This is a genomic window from Mesorhizobium sp. WSM4845 (assembly GCF_055811455.1).
In genome coordinates this window covers 13,772-32,838 of record NZ_JBVVQA010000038.1, presented here as the reverse complement: position 1 = coordinate 32,838, position 19,067 = coordinate 13,772, and the positions used below count along the sequence as shown (strand labels likewise).

At 63.3% G+C, this 19,067-nt stretch carries 16 protein-coding genes; 1 reads left to right on the top strand and 15 read right to left on the bottom strand.

The features are described from left to right. Window positions 1-19: 19 nt before the first annotated feature. The 4 genes from AC0L2C_RS29730 to yajC all read right to left on the bottom strand — a co-directional run bounded on the left by AC0L2C_RS29730 (window position 20) and on the right by yajC (window position 4,495). Window positions 20-871: a phytoene/squalene synthase family protein gene (locus AC0L2C_RS29730; RefSeq protein WP_473525097.1), complete on the bottom strand. Its 852-nt coding sequence runs from the start codon at window positions 869-871 to the stop codon at window positions 20-22. A 1-nt stretch (window position 872) separates the two neighbouring features. Next, complete coding sequence (locus AC0L2C_RS29725) at window positions 873-1,262, bottom strand: Mth938-like domain-containing protein (RefSeq protein WP_023802563.1); 390 nt, start codon at window positions 1,260-1,262, stop codon at window positions 873-875. Window positions 1,263-1,277: 15 nt separating this feature from the next. Continuing rightward, a complete protein-coding gene (gene secDF / locus AC0L2C_RS29720; protein ID WP_473525096.1) occupies window positions 1,278-3,830 on the bottom strand; it encodes a protein translocase subunit SecDF in 2,553 nt (850 codons plus the stop codon). A 326-nt stretch (window positions 3,831-4,156) separates the two neighbouring features. Beyond that, window positions 4,157-4,495 carry a preprotein translocase subunit YajC gene (gene yajC, locus AC0L2C_RS29715; RefSeq protein ID WP_023802565.1) on the bottom strand — a complete coding sequence of 113 codons (339 nt, stop codon included), beginning with the start codon at window positions 4,493-4,495 and terminating at the stop codon, window positions 4,157-4,159. 277 nt (window positions 4,496-4,772) lie between these two features. Between yajC and AC0L2C_RS29710 the strand changes: the two genes are divergently transcribed. Then, the gene (locus AC0L2C_RS29710; RefSeq protein WP_128246777.1) at window positions 4,773-5,648 is read left to right on the top strand and encodes an ATP-binding protein; all 876 of its coding nucleotides are present in this window, start codon (window positions 4,773-4,775) and stop codon (window positions 5,646-5,648) included. A 193-nt stretch (window positions 5,649-5,841) separates the two neighbouring features. Here AC0L2C_RS29710 and AC0L2C_RS29705 read toward each other — a convergent pair whose 3' ends face one another. The 11 genes from AC0L2C_RS29705 to AC0L2C_RS29655 form a co-directional block, all read right to left on the bottom strand. After that, a complete protein-coding gene (locus tag AC0L2C_RS29705; protein WP_473525095.1) occupies window positions 5,842-7,347 on the bottom strand; it encodes a peptidoglycan DD-metalloendopeptidase family protein in 1,506 nt (501 codons plus the stop codon). A 198-nt stretch (window positions 7,348-7,545) separates the two neighbouring features. Next, window positions 7,546-8,211 carry a protein-L-isoaspartate(D-aspartate) O-methyltransferase gene (locus tag AC0L2C_RS29700; RefSeq protein WP_027156219.1) on the bottom strand — a complete coding sequence of 222 codons (666 nt, stop codon included), beginning with the start codon at window positions 8,209-8,211 and terminating at the stop codon, window positions 7,546-7,548. Continuing rightward, the gene (surE, locus tag AC0L2C_RS29695; protein WP_027156218.1) at window positions 8,208-8,966 is read right to left on the bottom strand and encodes a 5'/3'-nucleotidase SurE; all 759 of its coding nucleotides are present in this window, start codon (window positions 8,964-8,966) and stop codon (window positions 8,208-8,210) included. The genes AC0L2C_RS29700 and surE overlap by 4 nt, the downstream gene beginning before the upstream one ends. Beyond that, window positions 8,966-10,270, bottom strand: coding sequence for a serine--tRNA ligase (gene serS / locus AC0L2C_RS29690; RefSeq protein WP_287240616.1), 1,305 nt, complete (start codon window positions 10,268-10,270; stop codon window positions 8,966-8,968). The genes surE and serS overlap by 1 nt, the downstream gene beginning before the upstream one ends. A gap of 125 nt (window positions 10,271-10,395) precedes the next feature. Beyond that, on the bottom strand, window positions 10,396-11,205 hold the full coding sequence (gene tatC / locus AC0L2C_RS29685; protein ID WP_051407946.1) for a twin-arginine translocase subunit TatC: 810 nt from the start codon (window positions 11,203-11,205) through the stop codon (window positions 10,396-10,398). A gap of 44 nt (window positions 11,206-11,249) precedes the next feature. Next, on the bottom strand, window positions 11,250-11,930 hold the full coding sequence (tatB, locus tag AC0L2C_RS29680; protein WP_287229317.1) for a Sec-independent protein translocase protein TatB: 681 nt from the start codon (window positions 11,928-11,930) through the stop codon (window positions 11,250-11,252). Between the two features lie 29 nt (window positions 11,931-11,959). Then, window positions 11,960-12,181 (bottom strand): twin-arginine translocase TatA/TatE family subunit, encoded by a 222-nt coding sequence (locus AC0L2C_RS29675; RefSeq protein ID WP_023802572.1) that lies wholly within the window; start codon window positions 12,179-12,181, stop codon window positions 11,960-11,962. Window positions 12,182-12,359: 178 nt separating this feature from the next. Continuing rightward, window positions 12,360-13,139: an SMC-Scp complex subunit ScpB gene (gene scpB, locus AC0L2C_RS29670; protein WP_287229315.1), complete on the bottom strand. Its 780-nt coding sequence runs from the start codon at window positions 13,137-13,139 to the stop codon at window positions 12,360-12,362. After that, window positions 13,136-13,936 carry a segregation and condensation protein A gene (locus tag AC0L2C_RS29665; protein WP_023802574.1) on the bottom strand — a complete coding sequence of 267 codons (801 nt, stop codon included), beginning with the start codon at window positions 13,934-13,936 and terminating at the stop codon, window positions 13,136-13,138. Before AC0L2C_RS29665 ends, scpB begins: the two co-directional genes overlap by 4 nt. A gap of 126 nt (window positions 13,937-14,062) precedes the next feature. Further along, window positions 14,063-15,082, bottom strand: coding sequence for a beta-N-acetylhexosaminidase (gene nagZ / locus AC0L2C_RS29660; protein ID WP_287240620.1), 1,020 nt, complete (start codon window positions 15,080-15,082; stop codon window positions 14,063-14,065). A 163-nt stretch (window positions 15,083-15,245) separates the two neighbouring features. Continuing rightward, window positions 15,246-19,028 carry an SPOR domain-containing protein gene (locus AC0L2C_RS29655; RefSeq protein ID WP_473525094.1) on the bottom strand — a complete coding sequence of 1,261 codons (3,783 nt, stop codon included), beginning with the start codon at window positions 19,026-19,028 and terminating at the stop codon, window positions 15,246-15,248. Window positions 19,029-19,067: the final 39 nt, after the last annotated feature.

Genomic DNA, 19,067 nt, shown 5'->3' with positions numbered 1-19,067 from the left:
CCTTCATGCTTGGCAGCCTTCAGGCGTCCGGCCAGCCCCGCGTCGCGCGGCGCAACAACAGAAAATGCCGGCGCCAGGCCGAGAGCCGCGCCACCTCGTTGAGAGGTGACTGATGAGAACTTTCCATCTTGTCGAGATAGGCGCGCGACAAGGCCAGCGGCAAAAATGCTGGTCTGAGCGAATCCGGCAACGACGATGCCCCGCTTTCGAAAGCTGCAAGATGTTCTTGCGCCAGCGCGCTCATTGCGGCGACGGCGCGTTGTGCTCCAGGCCCGTCATCGCCCGCAACGAACTCTTCGGACGACGATCCTGCCGCGGCCAGAATGTCGGCCGGGACAAAGCACTGCCCACGCTTGCGATGCAATGGCAGCAGCAGCAAAAGGCCGGTCATCGCTTGTGCGCAACCTGCCCTGCCCGCAAGTTCGGCAAACTGCGGTGCTGCGACTGGATCGAGCACCATGGCTGCAAGCTGGATGAGCGCCGCTGCTGTCTCGCCGCAATAGCCTTCCAGATCGGTGCGCGACGGCATGGGGTCGTCATAGAGATCGAAAATACGGGCTTCGAGCATGTTCTCGAAGGCGGGCTTCGGCAGGTGATGGGCGGAAATCGTCGCCTTCAACGCGTCGGCGACGGGATGGCCTGTGCCTACCCCGGCGTCCTCGGCGGCGATGACATCGCGCCACCATTGCAGTCGCACCTCGCCGGGCAGTGCATCGCGGATACGGTCGCGAATGCCTGATATCTCGGCATTGAAGGCATAGAGCGAAAACAGCGCGTCACGCTTGTCCTCGGGCGCATAGAGCGCGCAAACATAGCGATCATGGTCGGCGGAGCGCACCGTTTCCATGACGATTTTGGCGTTTTCGCTCACGTCACTCGACGGCAATCAGCGCGGCGGCCACCGCACGGTTTTCCGCCAGGAGAACATTGTAGGTCCGCACGGCAGCACCAGTCGACATCGGATCGGCTGCAATGCCCGCCGCCTTCAGCACAGCACGCAGCGCCGCCGGCAACGGCCTGAGATCCTTGCCGGCGCCGACCAGCAGGATCTCGACCTGGTCAGCCTCGTTGAGCAGCTTGGCGAAATCCGCCGCCGTCAGTGCCAAGGGATCAGCCGGTTCCCAGCCATAGATGCCCGACGGCAGGCACAGGAGCGAGCCGCGATGCGACATGTCGGCGAAACGAAACCCGCCATTGCCATATGCCTCGATCGGCGCACGGCCGGGGAAATGCGCTTCACGGATGACAATGCCTTTGGTCATCCCGTTGGCCGCCCGTCAGGTTGCTATGGCTTTGCCGCCGCTCACCGGCTTCCCCACGTCGGCCGTCGCGGTCTCCGGCCGCAGCTTGAACAGGATGAGCAATGGCGCGGCGATGAAGATCGACGAATAGGTTCCGAAGACGACGCCGAACAGCATCGCCAGCGTGAACGAGCGGATCACCTCGCCGCCGAACAGCACAAGCGCCAGCAGCGCGAGCATCGTCGTCACCGAGGTCAGCGTCGTTCGCGACAGCGTCTCGTTGATGGCGTTGTTCAACAATTGCGGCAGCGGCATCCTCTTGTATTTTCGCAAGTCTTCGCGAACACGGTCATAGACGACGATCGTGTCATTGAGCGAGTAGCCGATGATGGTGAGTATCGCCGCAAGCGACGATTGGTTGAATTCGAGACCGGTGATGACGAAGAAGCCGATGGTCATGACCACATCGTGGACCGTGGCGATGATGGCGCCGACCGCGAACTGCCATTCGAAGCGGAACCAGACATAGACCAGGATTCCGAGCAGCGCGATCAGCATGGCGATGGTGCCTTGCTTGGCAAGCTCGCCGGAAACCGTCGGTCCCACCACCTCGACGCGGCGGAAATCGTAATGGTCCTGCAACTCGCCACGCACCTTGTCGATGACGGTCTGTTCGGCGTTCTCGCCGCCCTCCTGCGTGCCGACGCGGATCAAGACGTCGTTCGGGTCGCCGAACTGCTGCACCTGCACTTCGCCGATGTTGAGTTCCGAAAGCCTGCCGCGGATGTCGGCAATATCGGCGGTGCCATCCTTGGCCTGGACCTCGATCAGCGCCCCCCCCTTGAAGTCGATGCCGTAATTGATGTCGACGGTCATGAACAGCACGACCGCCAGGATCGACAGCACGCTGGACAGCGCGAATGTCCAGCGGCGGATGCCCATGAACGGAATTCGCGTGCCCGGCGGGACGAAGGTCACCGGCGCGCGCGGCAATTCCTTCGGGCGGGCGCGGCGAAGCCAGATCGACACCAGCAGGCGGGTGAAGGTGAAGGCGGTGAAGACGGTGGTCAGAATGCCGATGGCGAAGGTTACGGCAAAGCCCTTCACCGGGCCGGTCCCGAGCCAGAACAGCACCACGGTCGCGATCAGCGAGGTGACGTTCGAATCGACGACGGTCGCCAGCGCTTTGGAAAAGCCCGTGTCGATCGCCTGGATTACCGAGCGACCGTTTCGTCGCTCCTCGCGGATGCGCTCGTAGATGAGAACGTTTGAATCGACCGCCATGCCGATGGTCAGCACGATGCCGGCGATGCCGGGCAATGTCAGTGTCGCGCCAAGCAATGACAACAACCCGATGATCATCGCGACATGCACCGCCAGCGCGATGTTGGCAATGAAGCCGAGAAAGCCATAGGCCACGAACATGAACACGACGACGAGGATGGAGCCGATCACGCCGGCGACCTTGCCGGCGTGAATGGAATCCTCGCCGAGCCCAGGGCCTACCGTTCGCTCTTCGATCACCGTCAGCGTCGCCGGCAGCGCGCCGGCACGCAACAGCACGGCGAGGTCGTTGGCGCTCTCGGCGGTGAAATTGCCTGAGATCTGGCCGCTGCCGCCAAGGATCGGTTCGCGGATCTGCGGCGCCGAAATCACCTGATTGTCGAGGATGATGGCAAACAGCTTGCCGACATTCTGCGAGGTGGCCTGGCCGAAACGCGCCGCCCCCTTGGAATCGAAGGTGAACGAAACCACCGGCTCATTGGTCTGGGAATTGTACGTCGCCTGCGCATCGACGAGATTCTCGCCAGAAACGATGACGCGGTTCTCGATCAGATAGGGAACCGGCGGATCATCCTGCGAATACAACACCGAGGATCCGGCCGGCGGACGACCGTTGAGCGCGTCCTGCACCGGCATCGACTGGTCGACCATCTGGAAGGTCAGCTTGGCGGTCTGGCCTAGAATGTCCTTCAGCCGTTGCGGATCCTGCAGGCCCGGCACCTGGACCAGAATGCGGTCGTCGCCTTGGCGTTGCACAATCGGCTCGGTGGTGCCGAGTTCGTTGACGCGGCGCTCGACGACTTCGAGCGACTGCGCCAGCGCCGTCGACGTGCGATATTTGATGCCGGCATCGGTGAAGGCGAATTTGAGCAGGCCGGGCTCGGAATCATCCAGCGACATTTCTTGGACAGAGCCGCCGCTGAACAGGCCGGCGGCCACCGGGTCGGTCAATGTCTTCAGCGCCGTCTTGGCGGCTTCGACCTGACCGGGATCTGTGATGCGGACCTGCACGGCCCGGCCTGATCCGGCAAGGCCGGTATAACCGATCTTGGCATCGCGCAGCCGCGTCCTGATTTCGTCGCGCGTCGTCTCCAGCCGATCCTTGATCAGATCGTTCGGATCCATCCTGAGCAGGATATGCGAGCCGCCCTGCAGATCGAGGCCGAGCGTCATCTGGCGCTTCGGCACCCAGTCGGGAAGCTTGGCGAGCGTGCTTGCCGAAAAAAGATTGGGCGCAGCCAGGATCACTGTGGCGGCCACGGCCAGCCAGATCAGGATCATCTTGAAGCGCGAGAAATAGAGCATATGGCGTCGTCCGTCACGGCATTCGGGCGGATCGTTCCGCCTGGAATTGGGTTATTTCTAGGCGCTCTGGTTCGCCACTGGCTCGCCGTGGTCCGCACAAAGGTTGATGTCGAGCACAAGGCAGTTCACTTTGATGCTGCCATCGGGCTTTCTTCAACTATTGTCAATCTTGCCGGCATGGGACCAGCGCGCAATGGCATCACGAGATCGTTGGCGCCCCGTGATACCGGCGGCCAGCCAGATCAGGTTCGTCCTGAAGCGCGAAAATACAGCAAATGGCGTTTGTCGGTCTGGGCGTATCCGCAGATAGTTCGCCGACAATCGGTTTATTTCTTGGCGTTCTGGTTCGCCACTGGCTCGCCCTTGACGCGCACATCGGCGATCGTCGAGCGCAGCGCCGTTACCTTGGTGCCACCGCCGAGATCGATCTCGAGCTCGTTGTCATCAATGACCTTGGTCACCTTGCCGACGAAACCGCCGCCAGTGACGACCGTATCGCCGCGGCGCACCGCCGCCAGCATCTCGCCGCGCTTCTTCAACTGCGTGCGCTGCGGCCGGATGATCAGAAAATACATGATCACGAAAATCAGGACAAACGGCAAAATGCTGATAAACATATCCGGGGAGGTGCCGACGCCTTGGGCATATGCCGGTGTCACGAACATCGAAGTACTCCTGAATTTTGAAAAACAGCCGCCAAACGGGTAATTTGGCGGCCCCGTGAAATTTGGCCGGAATATAGTCGGTAAAGTTGCCAATGCAACTGCGGCCGAGCATTTCAGCTGCTTTTCCGGCTGGTTGAGCCGTGTTAGAGCATGGTCCCGAAAGACGGAGCGCGGTTCTCGAAAAAGATCGTGCCCTAACAAAAGGTTGGAGCCGGTTGCGAAGCCGCCGGAATCGACAGGGTCCGTTGCTTGCTGAATGCAAAAACAAAAGACAAGAATGACCGACAGCACCATCGAAGCCCTGAACAGGAAGCTCGACCGCCTGATCGAGGCGGTCGCCCGCCTCGCCCCGCCCCCGGTGCCGGAAACCGATCTCGGCGCGGCCGACTGCTTCGTCTGGCAGGCTGATCCCGGCTATCTGGAGCCGGTGCGCAAGGTCAACCGCGTCGACATCGGTTTGATCCGCGGCGTCGACCGCGTCCGCGACATACTGGTCGACAACACCGAGCGTTTCGCGTCCGGTTACGCAGCCAACAACGTGCTGTTGTGGGGCGCACGCGGCATGGGAAAATCCTCGCTGGTCAAGGCCGTGCACGCGGCGGTCAACGCATCGGCAAAGCTGGACCTGCCACTCAAGCTCATCGAGATCCACCGCGAGGACATCGACACGCTGCCGAAGCTGATGGCGCTGCTGAAGGCAGCGCCTTACCGTTTTATCCTGTTTTGCGACGACCTCTCATTCGACCACGACGACACGTCCTACAAGTCGCTGAAGGCGGCGCTCGAAGGCGGAGTCGAGGGCCGCCCGGCCAATGTGATCTTCTACGCCACGTCGAACCGGCGCCACCTTTTGCCGCGCGACATGATCGACAATGAGCGCTCGACCGCCATCAACCCGTCGGAAGCGGTCGAGGAAAAAGTCTCGCTCTCCGACCGTTTCGGCCTCTGGCTCGGCTTCCACAAATGCTCGCAGGACGAGTATCTCGACATGATCGACGGATATGTCCGCCATCACCGACTTGCCATCGATCCCGAGACGCTGCGCGCCGAGGCGCTGGAATGGGCGACGACGCGCGGCAGCCGTTCGGGCCGTGTCGCCTGGCAGTACACCCAGGATCTGGCAGGCCGGCTCGGCAAGTCGCTCCAGGATTAGACCATGATCCCGAACCGAAGGTCAGCGTAGCAAAAAGTGGAGCCCGGTTTTCGGACAAGATCATGGTCCGGAAAAGCCCCTAAAAAAGCCCGCCCCTTGCGGAGCGGGCTGAGCGGCGGGCCGGACTGGAGGTCAGGCGGCCCGCAATCGCTTTTCTTGTTCTATTCAAGATAGGTCGAACGATCGACTTTCTTTATTCAAGATAGGTCGAAGGATCGACCGGCGCCGAATTCTTGCGCACTTCGAAATGCAGTTTCGGCGAGTCGGTGGTGCCGCTCATGCCGGACTGCGCGATTTCCTGGCCGCGCTTGACCTTCTGGCCGCGCTGGACCTCTATCGAACGGGCGTGACCATAGACTGTGACCAAACCGTTCTCGTGGCGCACCAGCACCGTATTGCCGAATTCCTTGAGGCCATCGCCGGCATAGATGACGACGCCGTTCTCGGCCGCCTTGACTGGCGTTCCTTCCGGCACGGCGATGTCGACACCGTCCTTGCCGCCGCCGAAACTGGAGATCACGCGGCCGCGCACCGGCCAGCGCATCTTGCCGATACCGGTGGCGTTCGGCGCGACCGCGTCGTCGTCCTCGGCCTGCTGGATGACCTTTTCCTTCTTCGGCGGCGTGTAGGCGGCGAGCGTTTCCGACGGCGTCGTCTTCGCCGCAGGCGGGGTGGTGGCAGTTGTTACCGGATCGACCTTTGCCGGCTTGGCGTTGGCAACTGTCGCGGTTCCGCCGGCCGGCACCTTCAATGTCTGGCCGATCTTGAGCAGACCGTCCTGCATGCCGTTCGCCTGCTTCAACGCAACCACGCCGACGCCGGTCTTCCTGGCGATGGCCGACAGCGTATCGCCCTGCTGCACGGTGTAGGAGCCACCGGCACCAGCCGCCTTGGGTGCGGCGTCCTTCGGCTGGCTTGCTGCGGCCGATGCATCCACCTGCGCGGTGGACTTGCCCTCCTTGAGCTTGGGCTGCTGCGGCAGCACGGCGACCATCTCCGGTGCCTTGGCCGGCACATCGTGCTTGGTGTCGTTCGCAGGCTTGGCGTCGGCAAGCTTCGGGGCCGGTTTCTTGCCCGAATAGGCATAGGCCGGGATGACGATCTTCTGGCCGGTCTTCAGCCCGTTGGTCGCGCTTAGCCCATTGACCTTCATCAGCGCGTCGGCGGGCACACCGTAGCGCCGCGACAGGCCGGAAATTGTCTCGCCGTCCTTGACGATGATCTCGGTGGCACGCGGCTCGCCGCCCGCAGTCGCCATGCGCGGAGCATCGGGCTGTGACTCTTTGAACGGCTTTGCCACGGTTCCGGTCGCAGTCCGGTCGACCCGGGGAGCGGCTGGCGCCGAAGCGGTGCGAGCCGGACTGGCGGCGGGCGCCGACGCGGTAGCCGGCTGCGCCTGGTCGACCGGCGGCAATTGCTGCGTCGTGACCGGTTCGAGGCTTGAACGGCTTACCGACTGGGTGTGGCTGCCGTCGGACGGCGCGGCCGAAACCGCGGCGGCATCGCCGGGATAGGGCTGGGCGGCGTCCTGCTTGTCGATTATGGCGCGCTGGTTGTTTGTCGACGACGTGAAGACATCGTCGACGCTGTTGAACCGCGAGACCTGGGAACTGCATCCCGCCGTAGTGCCCGCAACCATCAGGACGGCGATACCCCGCGCCAGGTTGCGTCCGTTTGCCTTCAAAATACTGAATTGCATCGCATTTACCCGCAGATACCCGGTACAGACTGACCGTGATTAAAGCGCGTTAATGTTACCGGCCGGTTAAACCTCTAGAATCAGACGCAAATTTTCTTAAAATATTTAAAGCTGCTTGGACGGGCGTGGTCCAGCTCAGGTAAGCCGGAGACGGACCAGACAGGTAAGTTGCGGGCATCACCTGAATATCGACAGATCCTAGATGACGGCGGCCACGCTGCGCAGGATCGGCTGCAGGCGTACGAGACCGATGTCCTCGCGTTCGAAGCGGCTGCCGACCTTGGTCAGCTTGGCCAGCACCTGCTCGCCCTCCTCGGGTCCGATCGGGGCGATGACGATGCCGCCGCTCGACAATTGATCGAGCAGGAAGCGCGGCAGGCTGTCGAAGGCCGCCCACGCGACGATACGGTCGAACGGCGCTTCATTGGCCAGTCCGTTGGAGCCGTCCGCCTGGCGCACGATGACATTGCCGATGCCGAGCGCCTCGAAGCGCTGTTTGGCCTGCTCGACCAGCGTCTTGTAGCGATCGATGGTGACGACGCGCGCGGCGAGCCGCGACATCACCGCCGCCGTGTAGCCCGACCCGGTGCCGATCTCGAGCACCCGGTTGCCCGGCTCGATGGCAAGTGCTGCGATCACCGCAGCCTGCAGATCGGCGCCCTCGATCGCCTCGCCGCATTCGATCGGCAGCATGCGGTCCGACCAGGCGATCGGATGGAACTGTGCGGAAAGGAAGCCGCGCCGCGGCGTCGCCTCGAAGGCGGCGATCAGCGCCTTCGGCACCACGCCCTTGCCACGCAGGCGGAGCAGGAAAGCGGCGAAGCCTTCGCGGTCATCGGCCGTCGGACCATGGTTCAGGTTCATGCGAGCGCCTTGGTTAGTTGATCGCGGATTTCGTGCGCTGTTAGATCGAGCTGCAGCGGCGTCACCGACACCAGCCGGTTGCGCATGGCATGGAGATCAGTGCCTTGCTTGCCCTCGACCGGCTCGCGGCCGAAGCGCAGCCAATAATAGGGAAGCCCGCGGCCGTCGCGGCGCTCGTCGACCCACAGGCTGTGGACGAGCTTGCCTTGCGAGGTGACCACCGTGCCGGCGATCTCTTCGGGAAGGCAATTCGGAAAATTGACGTTGAGCAGCACGCCATCCGGCAGCGGCATGGCGACCAGTTTTTTGAGCAGCGCCGGCGCCAGCGCCTCGGTGGTCTCGTAAGGGACGAGGCGATCCTCGCCGACATAGGAATAAGCCTGGCTGAGCGCGATCGAGCGCACGCCGAGCAATGCGCCTTCCATGGCGCCGGCAACGGTGCCCGAATAGGTGACGTCGTCGGCGATGTTGGCGCCGGAATTGACCCCGGACAGGATCAGGTCTGGTGCTGCGGGCAGGATTTTTTTTACGCCCATGATGACGCAGTCGGTCGGCGTGCCGCGCACGGCAAAGTGCTTTTCGCCGATCTTTCTCAGGCGCAGCGGCTCCGAGATCGACAGCGAATGCGCATAGCCGGACTGATCCTGCTCCGGCGCCACCACCCAGACATCATCCGACAGCGTGCGGGCGATGCGTTCGAGCGATGCAAGGCCCTCGGCATGGATGCCGTCATCATTGGTCAGGAGGATGCGCATTATCTCGATTCGATCTTTTCCAGACCGCCCATGTAAGGCCGAAGCGCTTCAGGAATGGTTACGCTGCCATCCTCATTCTGGTAGTTTTCGATGACGGCAATAAGGGCGCGGCCGACGGCGGTGCCGGAACCGTTCAGCGTGTGGACGAAGCGGTTGCCCTTGCCGTCCTTATCCTTGTAGCGGGCATCCATGCGCCGCGCCTGGAAATCGCCACAGACCGAGCAGGACGAAATCTCGCGATAGGCGTTCTGGCCCGGCAGCCAGACCTCGATGTCATAGGTCTTGCGCGCGCCAAAGCCCATGTCGCCGGTGCACAGCGTCACGGTGCGGAACGGCAGGCCGAGCCGCTTCAGCACTTCCTCAGCGCATTCGGTCATCCGATCGTGCTCGGCAAGCGAGGTGTCCTGGTCGGTGATCGACACCAGTTCGACCTTGTAGAACTGGTGCTGGCGCAGCATGCCGCGCGTATCGCGCCCGGCCGAGCCCGCTTCCGAACGGAAGCACGGCGTCAGCGCGGTATAGCGCAGCGGCAGTCTTTCATGCGGCGTGATGTCTTCGCGCACGAGATTTGTCAGCGGCACTTCGGCGGTGGGAATGAGGCCAAGCCTGCCGTCCCCATGCGGGGCGAAGAACAGATCCTCCTCGAACTTCGGCAGTTGCCCGGTGCCGAAAAGCGCTTCGTCGCGCACCATCAGCGGCGGCTGGACCTCCTCGTAGCCATGCTCGGTCGTATGCAGGTCCAGCATGAACTGGCCGAGCGCGCGCTCCATCCGTGCCAGTCCGCCCTTGAGCACCGTGAACCGCGAACCGGACAGTTTCGCCGCCCGCTCAAAATCCATCATGCCGAGCGCTTCGCCGATCTCGAAATGCTCCTTCACCCAGTTCGGGCGGGCCGGCACCTTGCCGACGGTGCGCTTGACGACGTTGTCGTGCTCGTCCTTGCCGACCGGCACGTCGTCGAACGGCACGTTGGGCAGCACCGCCGATGCGTCGTTCAGCGCGTTGTCGAGCTCGCGTTCGCGCGCCTCGCCGTTCTGGATGAAGGCCTTGATCTCGCCGACCTCGGCCTTCAGTCTTTCGGCAAGGGCGGCGTCGCCCGAGCGCATGGCGTTGCCGATTTCTCTCGAGGCGGCGTTGCGGCGCTCCTGCCTGGTCTGCAGCTCGGTCAGATGTTCGCGCCGCGCCTCGTCCCTGGCGATCAGATCATCGACCGTGGACTCCGCCTCCGCAGCCGACCACGAGCGCTTCTGGAGCGCCTCGACAAGGGCCATCGGATGGTCGCGAATCCATTTGATGTCAAGCATGGTCTGTTCGTCCTCAAGTAGGCTAGAGGGGGCGTAAACCGCATCCTTGACCGATGCAAGATGTGAAGATCGAGTTCCCTCGCGCCCCGCGCTGTCCCGCAAACCTCAAGATAACGGCGATGCCGCTAGGTCGACGACGCGTCCGCCGGCTTCTCGGCCGCCGCTTCCGCAGCCTCCCGCTTCTCGCGCGCCAGACGTTCCCGTTCCTTGCTGCGCTCGATCAGCCGGGCCGACCAGATCGAGACCTCGTAGAGAAGGATCGTGGGAACGGCCAGGCCGATCTGGCTTATCGGGTCGGGCGGCGTCAGAATAGCCGCGACGACGAAAGCGATGACGATTGCCCATTTGCGCTTTTCGACCAGCGCCTCGGACGACAGCATGCCCACCCGCGTCATCAGGCTGGTCACCACCGGCAACTGGAACACCAGCCCGAAGGAGAAGATCAGCGTCATGATCAGGCTGAGATATTCCGACACTTTCGGCAGCAGCGAAATCTGCACCTGGTCGTCGGTGCCGGCCTGCTGCATGGCGAGGAAGAACCACATCACCATCGGCGTGAAGAAGAAATAGACCAGCGACGCGCCCATCAGGAACAGGATCGGCGAAGCGATCAGGAACGGCAGGAAGGCGTTGCGTTCATTCTTGTAGAGGCCGGGCGCGATGAATTTGTAGATCTGGGTGGCGATCAGCGGAAAGGCGATCACCATGCCGCCGAACATCGCCAGCTTGACCTGGGTGAAGAAGAATTCCTGCGGCGCCGTGTAGATCAGCTCGACCTTGTGCGGGTCGAGCCCTGCCCATTGCGTCGCCCATTTGAACGGGATGACCAGCAGGTTGAACAACTGCTTGGCGAAGAAGAAGCAGAACAGGAAGGCGACGAAGAACCCGCCGATCGACCACATCAGCCGCCGGCGCAACTCGATCAGATGCTCCATCAGCGGAGCCGCCGACTTGTCGATCTCGTCCTTTTCCGAAATGCTCACTTGGCGGCTCCCGCCGTCTTTTTGGCGGCTGCGGCCGGCTTCTTAACCGTTGCTGGTGCGGGCTTCGGCTCGGCCTTTTTAGCCGCGGTCTTTGTCACAGCAGGTTTTGCCGCTGGCTTCGCTGCGGCCTTGGAGGCCGGCATCGCTTTCGCTGGCGCGGCACCCGTCTTCGCCGCCGAGGCCTTTGGCGATGCGGCCGGCGCCGCCGTCGCGACAGGCGGTGTCACCGAACCATCGGTCATCGCCGGAAAGGTCGGCGCCGCCGGCGCCGCTTCCGGGGCATCGACGCCCGGCAGCACCGTCGCGCCATTGTTCAGCTCGGTATCCTGCGGCGTCGAAGCAGCCGGCGCGACCGGGTCTGCGGCCGGCTTCGGCTTCATCACCGCGTCGACGCCTGAACGGACGTCGGCCGCCGCCTGCTCGAACGGGTTGAGCTGTTTCCTGATCTCGGCGGCCGGGTTGAGGCTTCTGAGTGAATCGACCGACTTCTTGACGTCGTCAAGCTCGGCCTCCTTCAGCGCATCGTTGAACTGTTTCTGGAAGTCGGCGGCCATGCCGCGCATCTTCGCCGTCGTGCGGCCAAAAGTGCGCAGCATCTTGGGCAAATCCTTGGGCCCGACGACCACGATCATGACGATCGCGATCACCAGCATCTCGGTCCAGCCGATGTCGAACATGGCGATACGTTCCGACTAAAGTTTTGGGCTCAGCTCTTGCTGGCCTTTTCCTTCGCTGCCGAAACGGTTTCGTCCGCACGGTGCTCGACGGTGCGCTTGTCCTCAGCAACCTCGTCGTCGGCGATGCCCTTCTTGAAGCTCTTGATACCCTTGGCCATGTCACCCATCAGCTCGGGAATCTTGCCGCGACCGAATACCAGCAGCACGATCACCAGCACGATCAGCCAATGCCAAATCGAAAATGAACCCATAACAATCTCTCTCGAAAGTTTTCTCTGACGATGATCTATGCGCTTTCGCGCCGGGATTCAAACACAACCGCGACAGAGTTTATAAATGAGTGGCCGAAGTCACGCAGTTTCGGCGCCTCAGCCCGCTACCTATCGGCGCAGCCGCTAAATACCATCGCTTTCGGCACGTCGTTTGCGGTCAATCTTCCTCGACACGCGGCGTCAACAGGCCGAGTTCCTCAAGGTCGATGTCGGTCAGCGGATCCTCGTCATCGGTCAGCACGTCCGGGTCGGCCGGCGGCATCGGAATGGAAAAATTCGACGGCATGCGGCCCGAAAGCAGCCCGGCACCCTTCAATTCCTCCATGCCTGGGAGATCGCGAATCTCCTCCAACGCGAAATGGTCGAGGAAGATGTCGGTGGTGCCGTAGGTGACGGGACGGCCGGGCGTGCGGCGCCGGCCGCGCATCTTCACCCATTCGGTCTCCATCAGCGTGTCCAGCGTGCCCTTCGAGGTCTCGACGCCTCTGATATCCTCGATCTCGGCGCGCGTCACCGGCTGGTGGTAGGCGATGATCGCCAGCACTTCGAGCGCCGCACGGGAAAGCTTCTTCTGCTGCACCGTGTCGCGGCTCATCAGGAAAGCGAGATCGCCGGCGGTGCGGAACGCCCAGGCATCGCCAACGCGCACCAGATTAACGCCGCGCCGCGCATAAATCTGCTGCAGTTCAGCCATCGCCGCGGCAATATTGATGCCGTCGGGCAGGCGCCCGGCAAGCTGCCTTTCGCTGACCGGCTCGGCGCTGGCGAACACGATCGCCTCGGCCATGCGCACGGCCTCTGCCATATGCAGCCGCTCGCCAGGATTCTGGGACAAGTTCTGGGCCTGACTTTCTGCCGGCACCTCGGCGAGCACGCCGTCTTCGGTCTCGTCGTCGACCTTGAACGGAATGACCGAAGCGTTGGTACGCTCGCTCATGATGCCACCTCAACTGCCCTGATGCCTTGCGCACGACCGCGCAGATAGAGCGGCGCGAACACGTCGTCCTGCCGCATTTCCATTTTGCCTTCGCGCACCAGCTCCAGCGTCGCCGCAAACGAACTGGCAATCGCGGTACGCCGCTCGTCCGGGTCGGTCAGATATTCGACCAGGAAACGGTCCAGCGCCGTCCAGTCGGCAAGCGTGCCGATCAGTCTGTTCAGGATGTCGCGCGCATCCTTGAGCGACCACACACCGCGCCTGGCGATCGTCACATTGGTGATCGCCTGCTTCTGGCGTTGCGCCGCATAGGCGGTCAGCAGATCGTAGAGCGAGGCCGAATAGGCGTTGCGTTTCTCGACGATGACCATTTCCGGCATGCCGCGGGCGAACACGTCGCGCCCGAGCCGATTGCGATTGACCAGGCGTGCCGCCGCGTCACGCATCGCTTCCAGCCGCTTCAACCGGAATTGCAGCACCGCCGCCAGTTCCTCGCCGCTTTCACCGTCGTCGCCGGGTTGCTTGGGGATCAAAAGCTTCGACTTGAGAAACGCCAGCCACGCCGCCATCACCAAATAGTCGGCGGCAAGCTCCAGCCTGAGCGCCCTCACCTTTTCGACGAAGGCCAGATATTGCTCGGCAAGCGCCAGGATCGAGATGCGCGACAGATCGACCTTCTGGTTGCGGGCAAGATGCAGCAGAAGATCGAGCGGGCCCTCGAAACCGTCGACATCGACGACCAGCGCGGGATCGCCGGTCAGCCGCGAATCGTCGTTCTCGGCCCAAAGACGGTCCATCGGTGCGGCCTTGCCGGCCTTGCTGTCCAACGTTTCCGCCACTTCCTGTCGCGTCCTTTGCTTCTATCTTCTTGTTTGACCGTGATCTGTTCCGAAAAACCGGCTCCCTCCGTTCGGCATCATGGTCTAGGTCACCGCATCGAAATAGGTGGCGAATTCGGCGCGTATCTCGGCTTCATCAGCCCGATCGCGGTTCTTGATATAGGTCAGCGCCCGTTGCGCGCGTTGCAGCGACGTGCCTTCAAGCCCCATTGTGCGCGACGCAATGCCGACCATCTCCTCGAAAACGCCGTTGCAGTGAAGGACCAGATCGCAGCCCGCCGCAAGGATCGCCGCCGCCTTTGTCGGGAAATCCCCAGAAAGTGCCTTCATCGAGGTGTCGTCGCTCATCAGCAGCCCGTCGAAACCGATTTCGCCGCGGATGATCTCGTCGATGACCTTGCCGGAGGTGGTGGCCGGGTTCTTCGGGTCGATCGCGCTGTAGACGACATGCGCCGTCATCGCCATCGGCAAATGATTGAGCTCCCTGAACGGGGCGAAATCATGCCGCTGCAAGTCGCTCATCGAGGCATCGACGGTCGGCAGTTCGAAATGCGTGTCGGCAAAGGCCCGTCCATGCCCGGGAATATGCTTCATCACCGGCAGCACGCCTCCCGACATCAGGCCCTCCGCCGCGGCGCGGCCCAGTTCGATGACGGCACGAGGCTCCTTGCCATAGGCGCGCGCGCCGATGACGTCGCTGGCGCCCTCGATCGGCACGTCGAGCACCGGCAGGCAATCAGCCGTGATACCGTAGCGCAGCAGGTCGAAAGCATGCAGCCGCGCCATCAGCCATACTGCGCGGTTGCCGGCATCGTGGTCGTTGCGCCACAAGGCGCCGAGCGCGCCACCGGCCGGATAATTCGGTGCCAGCGGCGGCCGCAGGCGCTGCACACGGCCGCCTTCCTGGTCGATGAACACCGGGGCGTCCGGGCGCTCGACACAATCGCGCATCGCGGCGACCAGATCTCGGATCTGCTCGGCCTCGCCGATGTTGCGGGCAAACAGGATGAATCCCCACGGGCATTCGCTGCGATAGAAACTGATTTCATCGCGTGTGAGCGATTTCCCGGCGCAGCCAAGGATCATGGATTTTGATTCGGTCATGGGCGGGAGTTTAGAGCTTCACGCAGACAAAGGGAATCGCATCGAGCCACATCGCTCGAGCCGGAATCCCTTCCACACGAGGAACTCCTTCCACCATAGAAAACCGGCGTGGTCTGTGACCGCGCCGGTTCTTTCGGCCCAAGGGCGGGAGATTTGAAAATGGTTAGCGCGACACGAAACAGTTGCCGCCGGCAGCCTTGTAGTTGGTGCACAGGCTGATCGCATCGTTGCGCGACTTCGCCGGGACGCGAACGCGATAGAACGTTCCCTTGCCGGCGATCTCGGCCTTGACGATGTTGGCCGTGTGGCCGGAAAGCACGCTGCCATAGCGACGCTGCAGATCCTGATAGGTCGACTGGGCGCTTTCGACGGTCGGCTGCGAGGCGATCTGCATCGACCACGAGCCACCGCCGGTCGAGGCCGCCGCCGGACTGATGGACGCAACCTGGTCGGGCTTGACCTCACCGACGACGTCGACCGGCTGGTCGGACGGACGCTGCGGCGCCACCGGAACCGTGGCCGGCGTGTTGGCAGGCTGGTTGGTTTGAGCTTCAGCCTCAGCCGTGGGCACGGCGGCCAGATTGACTGCTTCCGGCGTGGCGGTTTCGGCCCGGTCGCCGGCCACTGGGTCGCCGCCCAACAGGTCGCCACTTGCCTGGTCGGCAACAGACGCTACGGTACCGGTCTGCGCCGCTTCGCCGGCCTGACCCGCCGGGGCCACAAGCTGCGGCGCTGGATCGACAGGCTCGACGGCAGCCACCTGCGATGCCGCAGGCGCCGGATCCTCGCGCGCAACCAGTGAACCATCAGATTTGACCACCATGGTTCTCACCTTGCGTGGCGCAACGGCGACGACATCCGGCTCGATGCCCTGCTCGGCCTCTTGCAGAACCTGGGCGATACGATCCTCGGACTTGGGTGCCGGCGCGGCGGCGTCGGCATTCCCGGCCGCTTGCGTGCCGCCGGCCGCTTGCGTGCCGCCGGCCGCTTGCGTGCCGCCGGCCGCTTGCGTGCCGCCGGCCGCATCGGCGGCTTCAGCCGTGTCGATGTCGTCGGGCGAAAGATCGACCACACGGCTCTGCGGCGGTTCCTTGGCCGCCACGTCCACCGGCTCTTCGGTGTTGGTGACCAGTTTTTCCTGGACCGGTTCGGCAGGCCTCGCGCCCCCCTTGGCCACGGCGTCGTAAACCTTGTTGTCCTGGTTCGGCACGACGGTGCCGCCCGGGTTTTCCGGCCTGACCTTGATCGGTGCGTTGTCCGCCTTGACGATGACCGGCGCATCGGTGCCGCCGTTGCCGCCGAAAGACAGCGCGAAGGCGCCGAGACCGCCGGCGATCGCCACGGCGCCGACGACTGCGGCGACCAGCAGGCCGCGGCTCCGGGGCCTCGCGGCATCCTGCTCGGCCAGGCCTGGAACCGACATGGCCTCATCCAGTTCGGGGTCGTAGTCGAGTTCGTCCAGGGCAAAGTCGTTGGCTTGCACTTGCGAAACCGGTCGGCCGCTGGGCAAGTCGCCCAGATCGAAGCCGCTGGCGGCATCGGCGTAAGAGGCATTGACGGGCGATACTGCGGGTCTCGCCGCATAGGTTCGCGTTTCAACGCGGTCGGACTCATGGCCTGACTGGAACCCTGCCCTCGGCTGGGGTCCGGCCCCCGGCTTGAATCCGGTATTGTAGGATTCGTCGTCATAGGCCGCGCTGCGCGCCGGCCCGGCAGCGACGTCCACGGCATTCATTTCCGAGAGAAGGTTGGCGAACTCGGTATCGAGATCGTCATAGGCAGGCGCCGGCAGTTCGTCTTCATTGGAGTCGAGTTCCGGAATATCGAGGTCGTCCGCCAGCGCCACGACGCGCTCGGGCACATCGACCGTCTCGACATCGGGCATCTCGTCATATGCAGAGGCTTGTTCGCTTTGCACTGGCGCAGGCGCCGCATCGGCGGCATCGCCTTCAGCTGGCTCATCATGATAGGCCGGCTCATCCTGATAGGAGGGTGCCGCAGCCGTTGGCGGTGTCGTTGTTTCTGTGGTCGCCGAAGCCGTCGGCTGGGCTGCAAAGGCAGGCTGCGGCTGTGCGACCGGCGTTACGCGGCTCCACGAACGGGCCGGCGCAGGCGCGGCGGAGGGTGCCGTCATCCAGCTGAGCGAATCATTCGGATCCTGCTGTGGAGCGGCGGCCGCAACGTCATCGCCATGATCCAGACCGATGTCCTTGGCGAAGGCGGCGTGCAATGCATCGTCGTCGAAATCGATATCAGCCGGTCCGGCAGCATCTTCAGCGCCGAAATCATGGCCCACGAGCCCGTCGAGGAGAACGGTGTCGAGATCGGCGTCGGCGGCCTGGACCGCGTCTTCATTCGACTGCTCCGAAAGGTCTTGCTCGTCAAGGCTCCCGGCCAGTTCGTCGGTGGGATCCACTGGTTCGTCGGCGGCTTCTCCAGCCGCGGCTACAGGTTGCTGGACCATGGCGGCCGCGGACGCTGCCACCGGGGCAGCCCGTGCGCTCATGGTGCCCAACAGCGCGTTCAATTCGTCTTCGAGGCTCCGCTCCTCAGCGACGGCGGCTGGCGCCGTCGGTTCGGCTGCAACGCCGGGGGCCCGAGTAGCCGGCTCCTCGGCTTCATCGGCAAGCGTGTCGTCCAAGCTCAATTCAAGGTCGTCGTCCAACGCATGTTCCGGGGTCGCGGCGGAAGGCTCGTCGTCGTTGGCGGCGATAGAATCCGGCTCGTCAATTTCCGGCTCGTCGACTTCGATCGGCTCAGCCGTGCAAATGTCGAAATCCATGTCGACGTCATCCATGGCGACGTCGGCCATAGTGTCGTGTTCGGCAAAGTCCTCGTCGGACTCATCCGAAACGGCCCAAACAGCCGCAGCGGGAGCCTCGACAGCGGCCTCGATCGGCTCATGCTCGTCGAGCGTCCGCTCGTCTTCGAGCGAGCTTGCGACGGCGTTGTCGAATTCATCGTCGAACCCGGATTCGGCGGCCGGCGCGGCGATGTCGGCGGCTTCGGCAGCCTGCTCCACCTGCACGTGCTCGTCGAGCGTCAGCTCGTCTCCGAGCGAGCTTGCGACGGCGTTGTCGAATTCATCGTCGAAGGCGGGGTCAGCGGCCGGCGCGGAGATGTCGGCGACGGTATTCTGTTCGTCCGTCGCATCGTCGTCCAGCCGGAAATCCTGTTCGAGCGACGCAGAGAGTTCGTCGTTTACCGGCAAATCGTCTTCGAACGGCGACACGTCTTCGAGCGAACTGGCGATCGCATGGTCAAAATCGTCGTCGAACGCCGCTTCAACAGCCGGCGCGGATACTTCGGCAACACCGGAACCCAGGTCGGCGGCGGCAACGACATGGGCAGTTTCGTCCGCCGTGTCGTCGTCCAGCCGGAAATCCTGTTCGAGCGACGCGGCAAGCCTGTCGTTCCCTAGCCTGTCGTTCCCAAGCTCGTCGTTCCCAAGCCCGTCGTCCACGGGCAAATCGTCTTCGAATAGCGACACGTCTTCGAGCGAACTGACGAGCGCTTCGTCGAAATCGTCGTCGAAAGCAGCTTCAGCAGCCGAGGAAGTTCCGGCAACGCCAGAGCGAACATCGTCGATAGCAACGGCATCGGCGATTTCGTCTACCGCATCGTCGTCGAGCAGGAGATCCTGTTCGAGCGACGCGACAAGCTCGTCGTCGATTGGGTCAGTAGCAGCCGCGTCGAAAGCCGGCTCGCGAAGCTCGGCTGCGCTGTCATTGGCGTCGCCGCCGAATTCGCCCATCAGTTCCTTCTCGAGGTCGATGCCGAAATCGCCGTCGTCCGCTGGCTGACTTGCTGCAGCCGCCGTCGACTGGGCCTGCGGCTTGACCGGCTGGCGCGGGTCGAAGCCCATGATCCTGGTCAGTTCCGCGAACGGATCATCGTTGGCGATATCGTTTTGGGCGGCTGCTTTCAGCTGGGTTCTGTCTGCCATTATTGTTCCCGAACTCGCACTCATTCGGACGCCGTGGAC

Bases quoted from the DNA above. Each gene is read 5' to 3' on its own strand.
- AC0L2C_RS29725 (WP_023802563.1), bottom strand. From the start codon at position 1,262: ATGACCAAAGGCATTGTCATCCGTGAAGCGCATTTCCCCGGCCGTGCG.
- secDF (WP_473525096.1), bottom strand. From the start codon at position 3,830: ATGCTCTATTTCTCGCGCTTCAAGATGATCCTGATCTGGCTGGCCGTG.
- yajC (WP_023802565.1), bottom strand. From the start codon at position 4,495: ATGTTCGTGACACCGGCATATGCCCAAGGCGTCGGCACCTCCCCGGAT.
- AC0L2C_RS29710 (WP_128246777.1), top strand. From the start codon at position 4,773: ATGACCGACAGCACCATCGAAGCCCTGAACAGGAAGCTCGACCGCCTG.
- AC0L2C_RS29705 (WP_473525095.1), bottom strand. From the start codon at position 7,347: ATGCAATTCAGTATTTTGAAGGCAAACGGACGCAACCTGGCGCGGGGT.
- AC0L2C_RS29700 (WP_027156219.1), bottom strand. From the start codon at position 8,211: ATGAACCTGAACCATGGTCCGACGGCCGATGACCGCGAAGGCTTCGCC.
- surE (WP_027156218.1), bottom strand. From the start codon at position 8,966: ATGCGCATCCTCCTGACCAATGATGACGGCATCCATGCCGAGGGCCTT.
- serS (WP_287240616.1), bottom strand. From the start codon at position 10,270: ATGCTTGACATCAAATGGATTCGCGACCATCCGATGGCCCTTGTCGAG.
- tatC (WP_051407946.1), bottom strand. From the start codon at position 11,205: ATGGAGCATCTGATCGAGTTGCGCCGGCGGCTGATGTGGTCGATCGGC.
- tatB (WP_287229317.1), bottom strand. From the start codon at position 11,930: ATGTTCGACATCGGCTGGACCGAGATGCTGGTGATCGCGATCGTCATG.
- AC0L2C_RS29675 (WP_023802572.1), bottom strand. From the start codon at position 12,181: ATGGGTTCATTTTCGATTTGGCATTGGCTGATCGTGCTGGTGATCGTG.
- scpB (WP_287229315.1), bottom strand. From the start codon at position 13,139: ATGAGCGAGCGTACCAACGCTTCGGTCATTCCGTTCAAGGTCGACGAC.
- AC0L2C_RS29665 (WP_023802574.1), bottom strand. From the start codon at position 13,936: ATGGACCGTCTTTGGGCCGAGAACGACGATTCGCGGCTGACCGGCGAT.
- nagZ (WP_287240620.1), bottom strand. From the start codon at position 15,082: ATGACCGAATCAAAATCCATGATCCTTGGCTGCGCCGGGAAATCGCTC.
- AC0L2C_RS29655 (WP_473525094.1), bottom strand. From the start codon at position 19,028: ATGGCAGACAGAACCCAGCTGAAAGCAGCCGCCCAAAACGATATCGCC.